This is a genomic window from Sulfurimonas sp., from assembly GCF_016744025.1.
Taxonomy (GTDB): Bacteria; Campylobacterota; Campylobacteria; order Campylobacterales; family Sulfurimonadaceae; genus Sulfurimonas.
This window is the reverse complement of record NZ_JADGFC010000102.1, coordinates 1-9,770: the sequence shown is the minus strand read 5'-3', so window position 1 is coordinate 9,770 and position 9,770 is coordinate 1. Positions and strand designations below refer to the sequence as shown.

At 31.5% G+C, this 9,770-nt stretch carries 10 protein-coding genes; 2 read left to right on the top strand and 8 right to left on the bottom strand.

Features of this window, described 5'->3' with window-relative positions:
* From QZZ48_RS12095 to rsmH, 3 genes are all read right to left on the bottom strand, one after another.
* Positions 1 to 1,657, bottom strand: a 1,657-nt coding sequence (locus QZZ48_RS12095) for an efflux RND transporter permease subunit (RefSeq protein ID WP_294966204.1), incomplete at its 3' end; no start/stop codon positions are given.
* An 18-nt stretch (positions 1,658 to 1,675) separates the two neighbouring features.
* Positions 1,676 to 1,954 (bottom strand): hypothetical protein, encoded by a 279-nt coding sequence (locus QZZ48_RS12090; RefSeq protein ID WP_294966202.1) that lies wholly within the window; start codon positions 1,952 to 1,954, stop codon positions 1,676 to 1,678.
* The gene (gene rsmH, locus QZZ48_RS12085) at positions 1,944 to 2,867 is read right to left on the bottom strand and encodes a 16S rRNA (cytosine(1402)-N(4))-methyltransferase RsmH (RefSeq protein WP_294966199.1); all 924 of its coding nucleotides are present in this window, start codon (positions 2,865 to 2,867) and stop codon (positions 1,944 to 1,946) included. The genes QZZ48_RS12090 and rsmH overlap by 11 nt, the downstream gene beginning before the upstream one ends.
* 91 nt (positions 2,868 to 2,958) lie before the next feature.
* Here rsmH and QZZ48_RS12080 point away from each other — a divergent pair, with 91 nt between their 5' ends.
* Positions 2,959 to 4,542, top strand: coding sequence for a response regulator (locus QZZ48_RS12080; RefSeq protein ID WP_294966196.1), 1,584 nt, complete (start codon positions 2,959 to 2,961; stop codon positions 4,540 to 4,542).
* Between the two features lie 3 nt (positions 4,543 to 4,545).
* Here the strand turns inward: QZZ48_RS12080 and QZZ48_RS12075 are convergent, their stop codons facing one another.
* The 5 genes from QZZ48_RS12075 to proB form a co-directional block, all read right to left on the bottom strand.
* Entirely contained in the window at positions 4,546 to 4,848 is a 303-nt protein-coding gene (locus tag QZZ48_RS12075) for an iron-sulfur cluster assembly protein (RefSeq protein ID WP_294966207.1), read from the bottom strand.
* Between the two features lie 38 nt (positions 4,849 to 4,886).
* Positions 4,887 to 6,122: a hypothetical protein gene (locus QZZ48_RS12070; protein ID WP_294966193.1), complete on the bottom strand. Its 1,236-nt coding sequence runs from the start codon at positions 6,120 to 6,122 to the stop codon at positions 4,887 to 4,889.
* Positions 6,123 to 6,131: 9 nt separating this feature from the next.
* Entirely contained in the window at positions 6,132 to 6,473 is a 342-nt protein-coding gene (locus QZZ48_RS12065) for a hypothetical protein (protein WP_294966191.1), read from the bottom strand.
* A 116-nt stretch (positions 6,474 to 6,589) separates the two neighbouring features.
* Complete coding sequence (locus QZZ48_RS12060; protein WP_294966189.1) at positions 6,590 to 7,822, bottom strand: glutamate-5-semialdehyde dehydrogenase; 1,233 nt, start codon at positions 7,820 to 7,822, stop codon at positions 6,590 to 6,592.
* Between the two features lies 1 nt (position 7,823).
* The gene (gene proB / locus QZZ48_RS12055; protein ID WP_294966186.1) at positions 7,824 to 8,600 is read right to left on the bottom strand and encodes a glutamate 5-kinase; all 777 of its coding nucleotides are present in this window, start codon (positions 8,598 to 8,600) and stop codon (positions 7,824 to 7,826) included.
* A gap of 90 nt (positions 8,601 to 8,690) precedes the next feature.
* Here proB and QZZ48_RS12050 point away from each other — a divergent pair, with 90 nt between their 5' ends.
* Positions 8,691 to 9,449, top strand: coding sequence for a pyrroline-5-carboxylate reductase (locus tag QZZ48_RS12050; protein WP_294966183.1), 759 nt, complete (start codon positions 8,691 to 8,693; stop codon positions 9,447 to 9,449).
* Positions 9,450 to 9,770 lie beyond the last annotated feature (321 nt).

Below are 9,770 nucleotides of genomic sequence, written 5' to 3'. Positions count from 1 at the left end.
CATATATCTGAGTATTATCAAAATCTGGGAATAGTTGAAACTTTGAGTTTTTAATAAAAACAAATGTTAAAGATAGAATAGATACAACAATAACAATAAGTGAAATCCACTTAGTTTTAAATACAAAGTGAAGTACCTTACTATGAAAAGAACCTAATTTTTTCCAAAGTCTTTTAGTAAAACTATCTTCATTTGATACTTTTAGAAAATCATGTGCATGAAGTGGTAGAAAATAAAAAGCTTCAAATAAAGAAGAAAGAAGAAGCACTGTTATCATGATAGGAATAACTTTTATAAACATTCCAATCTCTCCAGTAAGAAGAAGCATAGGTAAGAATGCAAATACAGTCGTCAAAGTTGCTGTTAAAACAGCAGGAAACATCTCAGATGCACCTACTATCGCTGCCTCTCTTTTTTCCATACCCTCTTCTAGATGCCGGTAAATATTTTCAGCAACTACAATTGCTTCATCAACTAACATTCCTAGAGCTATTAAAGCACCAAGAAGAGAAAGCATATTTAAAGAGTCTCCCATAATTTCTGTAACTATTAAACCTATCATAAAACTAACTGGGATACCAATAGCAACAACCATTGCAATACCACGATTTATAAAAATAAGCATTGCTAAAAATACTAGCATTAGACCAAAGGCTATATTTGCAAAAACAGTATTTAGACGGTTTTTAATCCAGATAGAAGTGTCTGTATATATTTCATACTGTATTTCTTCACTCTTATCTGTTTTATTTTTTAATATCTCACGAATCTGTTTTACTAAAGCAATTGCATTTCCATCTTTAGACTTAGTAATATTAATAGATACATTTCTAGCTCCATTGTAATGAGAAAGCTCTGATTCATCACTTAGTTTAAACTCTATATCTGCTATATCGCCTATGCGAACACTTGCATCTCCAACACTTATAATTGTATTTTCTATTGATTGTTTATTTTTTTCACCATTAAATGTAGATATGTAAAGATGCTTACCTCTTTCTTTAATAGTTCCAATAGGAAAGATTGAGCTTATATTTCTTAGAGATGAGATGGCTAAAGATGGGTTTAAACCAAATGCTAAAAGCTTCTGCTCATTTACAGTTACAACTAACTCATCATCAGCATCTCCACGAATAGTAATATCACTTAAGTCTTTTAGATGACTTAAGTCACTTTTTAAATCTTCAGCAAGATTGAGTAACTCTTTTTTACTCTTATTTCCCGCAAGGGCAATAAGAACAAGAGGAAAATTATGAAGTTGTATTTTAGCAATTGGCTCTGACATATCTGCAGGCAAGTCTTTTTTAACACTACTTACGATATCTTTTACATCACTAAGTACTGTCGCATTATCTGAACCAGTTTTTATATCACTGATTATAGAAAAAGAACCATTTTTTATAGTTGTTTTTATATTGTCAAGTTCGTCTACATTTTGCAAATCATCTTCTATGGTCTTTACAACCATCTTATCGAGTATATCTGCTGAAGTACCAGAGTAACCACCACTGATCGTGATTTTATCCATATTCATTGGGGGAAATATCTCTTTTGGAATATTTATATATGCGAAAATTGATAGTAAAACTATAAAAGTTAAAAGTATGTGGTTAAGAAGTGGTTTATCGATTGCAAACTCTAAAAAGCGACGAATCATTTTTTTCCTTGTGCCGTATTAAAAAAGTGTATCTAGTATTTGATTTTTAAATCGTATAGATTCAACAGAGGCATTTATTAGTCTATGTTCTTCTATTAGTGTATCGTACTCACCTTTTAGTTTTGAGATATCTCTACTCTTAAAATATATTCTTTGTTGGATATATATCTTTGGAAACACAGCTAAACTAACAAAACTCATAAGAAGTAGAGAAAAGACCAAGTAGTTTAAATCAAGATTTTTCTTCTTGTATAAAACTTTTTCTACTTCATCAAGTAGTTCGTGTTTATCGCTCATAATGAAAAACTCTCATCTTTGCACTTCTACTTCTTTGGTTTGTTTTCAACTCATCATCCTGCGCTGTAATAGGTTTCTTAGTTAAAATCTTACCTAGTGAATTATCTCTAGAACATGTGCATCTCATAGCTTCATCAGGACAGATGCAGTTTTTGCTCCATTTAGTGTATGTCTGTTTTACAATTCTGTCTTCTAAAGAGTGAAAAGAGATGATAGCTACTATGGCATCTGAGAATTCAGAGTTTTGTATACTTTTAAGGAGTGACTGAAGCTCCCCTAGTTCATCGTTTACTTCTATGCGAATAGCTTGCATCAAAAGTGTCGCAGGATGAATCTTTTTACCATGTGGTAGTAGAGGCTTTGTAGCATCACTTAACTCTTTTGCAGAAGTAAATGGACGAGCATTAACTATAGCAGATGCTATCTTTTTATAGTTTCTAAGTTCACCATACTCTAGTAAAATATGTTCAAGTTCATCAGTTGAGTATTCATTTACTACATTTTGAGCACTTAGCGGAGCGTCTTTATCCATTCTCATATCAAGGTTATCACTCTCATAAGAGAAACCTCTATCTTTTTGATCAAGTTGAAGAGAAGAAACACCGATATCTGCTAAAACTCCTCTTATCTTGTCTACTCCATACTCAGCAATAATATCTTTTATAACTGATGAAAAACGGCCTTTTCTAATACTAACTCTATCACCGAATTCCTCTAGTCTTTTTGTTGAAAAATCTATTGCTGTTTGGTCTTGATCTATTGCAGTTAGTTCAATATTTGGATTTGCTTCTAAAATCATTGAAGAATGTCCACCATAACCCATAGTACAATCTATAATAATTCCATCTTCTATATCGTTAAATGTATTTATTACTTCACGGTAAAGTACGGGGATATGTGGGATATTTTGCAAAACTAGCCTTTATTTATATTAAATAGATTATACATTAATTTTGTAAATTTTAATTTTTAATAGTGTATTATAAAGAAAAAAGGTCAAAGACATGAAAATATTTTTTTTATTAACATTTTTGCTTACTCTTCTCTTTTCTAATCAAACCCAAATTGTATTAGGTTCTTTTTCAACTAAACAAGCTGCGATAAGAGTAAAAGAAGATATACAAAAGATTATAAATAAAGATGCAAAATTTAAAAACTTTATAGAACAAAATTCTTTAAAAACTAAATATAAACAACATGGTAAATATATTATAGTAACAATTGAACCATTTAATGACATAGTAACTACTCACTCTGTTTTAAATAGACTAAAAAAAAACAAGTATAAAGATGCTTACAAACTATCTCTTTCTTCTAAAAAAGATGCAAGGTCAATTCCAACTGTTCAAGAGCTTGAGATAATAGACGATCCACTTTTAATGCCTGAACCGAGTTTAGAAGTTGTAAAGTCAGTACAAGAAACTAAGATTAAGCCATTAAAAAATATAAAAAAAGATTTAGTGCTAAAAGAAAATATTAGTCCTAGACAAGAAGCCCAAATCAGTGTATTTAAAGCTTTCAAATTTGAAATGATTACAGCTATTGCTTTTTTAACTCTTATCGTAATTTACTTTTTATTAAAAAAATCAAAACAAAAAATAGAAGATGATATTACAGATATAACACCTATACCAAAAAAAGAAGACTTTGAGGAAGATTTTGAGGAAGAAAATCTTGAAGATTTATATGATGTAGAAGAAACTGAAGAATCTCAAGAACCAATTGTTATGCAAGAAAGAGCGGAATCTATAAGTTTTGATATCTTTGATAAAGAAGAAAAAGTAAATACTCCGATAAGACACAAAAGAAAAATAAAAGCTCACGACAAAATCACAAAAGAAAATTTCAAAGAGTTTGCAGGTAAAAGAATTTTAGTAGCTGAAGATAATATGATAAATCAAAAAGTTATTACAGGACTTTTAGCAGATTCCGGTATAGAAATAAGCATGGCTGATGACGGTCAGTTTTTACTTGAAATTTTAGAAAAAGACTCTAACTATAACTTTATACTTATGGATGCACATATGCCTAGAGTTGACGGATTTGAAGCAACAAGAAAGATTAGAAGTAATCCAGATTATGACCATATTGTTATTATTGCTCTTAGTGGAGACACTGCCTCTGATGATATTACAAAAATGACTGATGCAGGCATGGAAGAGCATCTAGAAAAACCACTCAGAATGGAAGCACTTTATGAAATATTATATGCTTATAGCGACTCTGAGGAAGTTATAGTTGATAATTTAAGTGAGTTAGATGCAGATAAAGGTTTAAGTATTTGTGCTTATGACCTTGATTTTTATCATGAGATATTAAATGAATTTATGAAAACATATAAAGATTCTTCTGTAAAATTACAAGAGTTTTTAGATAATAATGAAATAGAAAAAGCAGATAGATATTTGCTTGATATGAGTGGAATAGCTGCAAATATTGGAGCTGATGGCATAAGAACAAAAGCTCTAGGTTTAAAAAAGGCTATTGAGAATCTAAAAGATAGAAGATATTTTAAACTCATTGAAGAGTATACAAAATCTCTTTACAATCTTTTAGATGAGATTAAAAAGTATAAAGAAAGAACTTAGAGACTAAGCTCCTCCGAGAGCTTTCTTAACATTATCATCAGCCATTGTGATGTTCCATACTGGCTCCCAAACTACATCTACAACTACTTCATTAATATTTGCCATTTTCTCTACTGACTCTTTAACCCATTGTTGTATCATTTGGTGCATTGGACATGCTTTTGTTGATAGAGTCATTGTAACATGAGCATTACCCTCATCATTACACTCAGCATCATATATAAGTCCCATCTCTACAAGGTTGAATCCAACCTCAGGGTCTATTACTGTTGAAATTGCTAAAAATAGTTCTTCTTTTGAGTACATCATTATTTTTATTCCTTAATTTTATTTATTTAATATTTTTATTTATAGTTGATCATATAAAAAACATTTCTAACTAGTGCTAATGCACCTACTACTAGAAATGAAGCACCTGCTTTTATGAGGGTATCATCTTGTAATAATATTGCAAAAGTAATTACAGTTACTCCAGCAACACAAAAAACCAATTGTGCTTGAGAACTTCTTTTTGGAAGCATATCTGCTAACATTGGTACTTTTTCTTTACCTACTAGTGGAGAAAAACGCTCAAACCATACAAGGAATGGAATTATCTTATACATATGTCCAGTTACTGCAAATCCAAAAAAACCAAAAAACATCAGCCAAGCACTTGCAATAATTAAAGGTTCAAAACCTGATATAAGGTAAGAAACACCAAAGACAAGAGCCACTAACATTGAAATATATGCATACATAAGCGAAACTGCATATATATCAATTTCTTTTCTAGCTCTAGTTTTAAAAATAGTGTATACAAGGTAAAAGTATAAAAATAATGATAAAACCGCTAAAGAGTAGGCAATATATTCTATAAGCAAATACTCTACAAACGATGAAATCACTACCATTACAACTGAAATACTCATTAAAGTTATTGATATTGTTAGAGGTTTCATAGAAAATCCGTGAGACAATCCAAACATGGGAAGCAGTACAACAGAAAGTCCCATAAGAGTGATGATAATATAACCACCAATAACTAAATAGACATGAGAGCGAAGAAGTGCCATAATATCTACTTCAATAATACCAGCATAACCAAGTGCCATAGTTAAGCCAACTATAACTCCAAAGAACAAAAATGTATTTGAGATAAGAACACTGTTCATAACTAGGTTCATTTTTTTTACATTTCTCATTGTAGAAAATATTTCCATAACAAATATCATCATAGATATAAGAACAACTGTCCCTCCATAAGGCAAGAGTGAAGGAGAAGCTAAAAATCCAACTACCATAAGAATAGTTCCTATACTTAGTAGTGGCCATATAACATAAAATAATTCAACTGCTGCGTGTCCAACTTCCAAAACTACTGGAACGAGTTGTGCCATTGCTCCGAAGATGACCATCATAACAAAGCCAAGTAAAAAAAGATGCACGAAGGCAAGAACTTTCGTATCTTGAATAAAAAAATTATCTGATGTAAAGAAAAATATATATACAGACGCTAATAGATAAAACAGACTCCCCAAAATAAAAAATGGGGAAATAAGTTTAAATGGAGGGGCAAAATCTTGCGATATAGAAAACATTTTACTCTTTTAGTGACAAGCTGTTTGAGTTAGATCTGAATCTACCCCTGCATTTACATTTGTAAATGTTACTTTTACTAAACCGCCTTCTACGTTCTCAATAGAGTGAGAAATATCTGCTTCAAGTTTACCAAATAGTCCGCCTGGTGATTTATGATTAATCATAACAAGAGCACTGTCTGTATTTTTAATAAGTTTTAAACCGCTCATAGCATTTACCATTGGAGCTGGTGGCCCACACTTTGATGTATCAAAATAGTAAGTACTAATTCCATCTTTTGCTAACTCAAAAAAATCTACAGTTGCTCCGGTTACTTCTATCTTATTCGCTTCACTAGGTATCAATGACATATAAAATCCTTTATTTAATTATTATATGTCCATTGTAATCAAGATTTATCTATACAGCGTTGACATGTGTCAACAATAGCCTAAATTAGTCAGTTTTATCAAAAAAACGTCACATTTTATCTAGTTTGACCACTTCCATATATTTTAAACTTATATGTTGTTAGGCCTTCTATTCCCATTGGTCCGCGTGCATGAAGCTTATTTGTGCTTATTCCGACTTCTGCTCCAAAACCAAAAGATCCGCCATCTGTAAAACGTGTAGATGCATTTACATAAACTGCTGCTGCATCTATTGCATTTAAAAACTGTTCTGCTGATGTAATATCTTCAGTAATAATAGCTTCAGAGTGACCTGAACCAAATTTTATAATATGCTCGATTGCACCATCAACTCCATCAACTACTTTTATATTTAAAATATTTGCCAAGTATTCAGTATCATAATCTTCATCTGTAGCATGTTTAACTTCTATAATAGCCTGAGTCTCTAAACAACCTCTTAGTTCAGTTTGCGCTTTATCAAACTCTACTTTTAATTTAGGTAGAGCATTAGATGCTATACAACGATCAACTAAAAGTGTTTCCATTGCATTACAAACGCCAGGTCTTTGAACTTTTGCATTTATAGCTATAGCAATTGCATTATCTAACTTTGCATCTTTATCAATATATGTATGACACTGACCTTTGTCATGTTTAACTACACTTACCGTTGCATTATCACTTACATATTTTATAAGCCCTACTCCACCACGAGGAATAATAAGATCAACATATTTATCCATCTTTATAAGCTTTGCAACACCTTCTCTTGATGAATCTTCTAAAATGGATATTAAAGATGTTGGTAAATCATTTTTAGCCAATACACTTTGAAGAACTTTTGCAATTGCTACATTTGAGTTCTCAGCTTCTTTGCCACCTTTTAATACACATACATTTGAGCTTTTAAAACAAAGTGCTGCTGTATCACTTGTAACATTTGGGCGAGACTCGTAAATAATGCCTATTACTCCGATAGGAATACTAACTTTTTCAATTTTAAGTCCATCTTCTGTAACCCAGCCATCAATAACACGACCAACTGGTTCTTTTAGTGCAGCAATTTCTTCAATTGCTACTGCCATAGCATCTATACGACTTTCATCTAAAAGAAGTCTATCCATAAGTGCTGAAGTTAATTGTTGTTTTTCTCCATCAATCATATCAAGGGAATTGGCTTCTAATAAATCTTTTGTTTTATCTCTTAAAGCTACTGCCATTTCTTTTAAAATTCTATTTTTTTCTGCCCCGCTAATAGAAGATAAAACTCTACTAGCATTTTTTGCTTTTATTAAAAATTTTTCCATTTTATTTTTCCTTAGCTATTTTTGGTTCAAAAAGTGTGCCAAATACATGCTTCCCATCTAAAAGAAATGATTCTGCCGCACTTAAATCAAATCCATTTGTCAAAAACATTTTTCTGTTATGTTTAATCATAAAATCTGCAGATTTCAATTTTGTAACTATTCCACCTGTAGCAAAGGGATTATTAGCCGTACTAGTTTCGTTTAGCTCTTCTTGTGTTAGTTCATTAATTACTTTATATAGTTTAGCATCTTTGTTATCTTTAGGATTTTTATCATAATAACCATCAATATCACTTAAGATAACTAATAGCTCAGCGTTGACGGCATGTGCTACATTAGCAGATAATTGATCATTGTCACCAAAGAGTTGTTCGGGAGTTGATGTTATATCATTTTCATTAATAATAGGTAAAATATCATGACTTAAATGAGCATCCATAATCTCTTGAAAAGATTTAGTTCTTTTTCTAGAATCAAAATCATCCTCAGTCAGCAATATCTGTGCAGTATCGATATCGTAAATATCAAATTTCTTTTTATAACTTGTCATTAAAATCGGTTGACCGGCTGCTGCAATAGCTTTTCTTCCAATCCGTTTAGTTTTATCTATCTTGAGTGCTGAATATCCTGCTGCTACTGCACCAGAAGTCACTAATACAACCTCATACTTAAACCTTAATTTTGCTATTAAAGTTACAAGATTTAACATTCTCTCTTTTGCGATTTCATTTTCATCCGTTAATACTGCACTACCTACTTTTATAACTAACCTGTCCATTTTCAACCTTAGTGTTATTTATTTGATTTAAACTGTAATTGTAATTCTCGTATAGATGCTATACTAACATAAAAACTTTAAGGCACTATTATGAAAACTATAACTTTTGTAGGAAACGGGAATATGGCACTTAGCATCGCCAAGGGAATAAAAGACAATTACAAGATTGAAGTAGTTGGTAGAAGCATTCAAAAGCTTGAAAAATTTGAACAAGATTTAGGAGTGCAAATAGATAAGTATGTGTTAGATGACTTTGATATTAGTGATAAGACTGTTCTTCTTTGTGTAAAACCTGCTAATGTAGAAGAAATTTCTTCTAAAATAAAGGGTAAAGCTAGAGTTATCTACTCTGTCTTAGCAGGGACAAGCATCTCTAAACTTAAACAAAATCTAAATCCAAGTGCAGTTGTAAGAACTATGCCAAACCTTGCTGCTAGCGTAAATAAGTCTATGACTACTCTAACTGGTGATATTGAGTTTAAAGAAGAAGCAGAGGAGCTCTTAGGGGCTATAGGGACTACAAGATGGCTAGGAAGTGAAAAAGAGATTGACATAGCTACTGGACTTGCTGGAAGTGGTCCTGCATACCTTGCGCTGATATCTGAAGCTTTAGCAGATGGTGCTGTTAAACAAGGATTAAGAAGAGATGATGCAATGGCTATTATGAGAGGTCTTTTTAGTGGTTTTGGAGAGCTTATCCAAGAAATACACCCTGCACTACTTAAAGATGGAGTAATGAGCCCAGGGGGGACAACAGCTGCTGGTTATGGTGCTCTTGAAGATGGTAATGTCAGAAGTGCTTGTATGGGCGCAGTTGAAAAAGCTTATAAAAAAGCAACTGAACTTTAGGTATCTTCTTTTTATATAAGTTTTTTAAGAGTATTAGAATATAATTATTCTATATACTACTTTAAATGTAAAGGGTTTATTATGAGATTGTCTTTATCTAAAATTAGTTTTTTAAATATTGTTATTACTGCTCTTACTTTTAGTCTTGTTTTAGGTTTCTTCTCCATAAAAAATACGAATAAATACTATGACATTAGAATTCAACAACAGGAAAAACTTTATATTCGCCAATTCCAACAACAAGTGCAATTTCCACCTAAATTAGCTAGCTAATCTTTTACTCATTTCACTGAAAAACACTTCATACGGAGTTTTGTATTT

Bases quoted from the DNA above. Each gene is read 5' to 3' on its own strand.
- QZZ48_RS12090 (WP_294966202.1), bottom strand. From the start codon at position 1,954: ATGAGCGATAAACACGAACTACTTGATGAAGTAGAAAAAGTTTTATAC.
- QZZ48_RS12075 (WP_294966207.1), bottom strand. From the start codon at position 4,848: ATGTACTCAAAAGAAGAACTATTTTTAGCAATTTCAACAGTAATAGAC.
- QZZ48_RS12060 (WP_294966189.1), bottom strand. From the start codon at position 7,822: ATGGAAAAATTTTTAATAAAAGCAAAAAATGCTAGTAGAGTTTTATCT.
- QZZ48_RS12080 (WP_294966196.1), top strand. From the start codon at position 2,959: ATGAAAATATTTTTTTTATTAACATTTTTGCTTACTCTTCTCTTTTCT.
- proB (WP_294966186.1), bottom strand. From the start codon at position 8,600: ATGGACAGGTTAGTTATAAAAGTAGGTAGTGCAGTATTAACGGATGAA.
- QZZ48_RS12065 (WP_294966191.1), bottom strand. From the start codon at position 6,473: ATGTCATTGATACCTAGTGAAGCGAATAAGATAGAAGTAACCGGAGCA.
- QZZ48_RS12050 (WP_294966183.1), top strand. From the start codon at position 8,691: ATGAAAACTATAACTTTTGTAGGAAACGGGAATATGGCACTTAGCATC.
- QZZ48_RS12070 (WP_294966193.1), bottom strand. From the start codon at position 6,122: ATGTTTTCTATATCGCAAGATTTTGCCCCTCCATTTAAACTTATTTCC.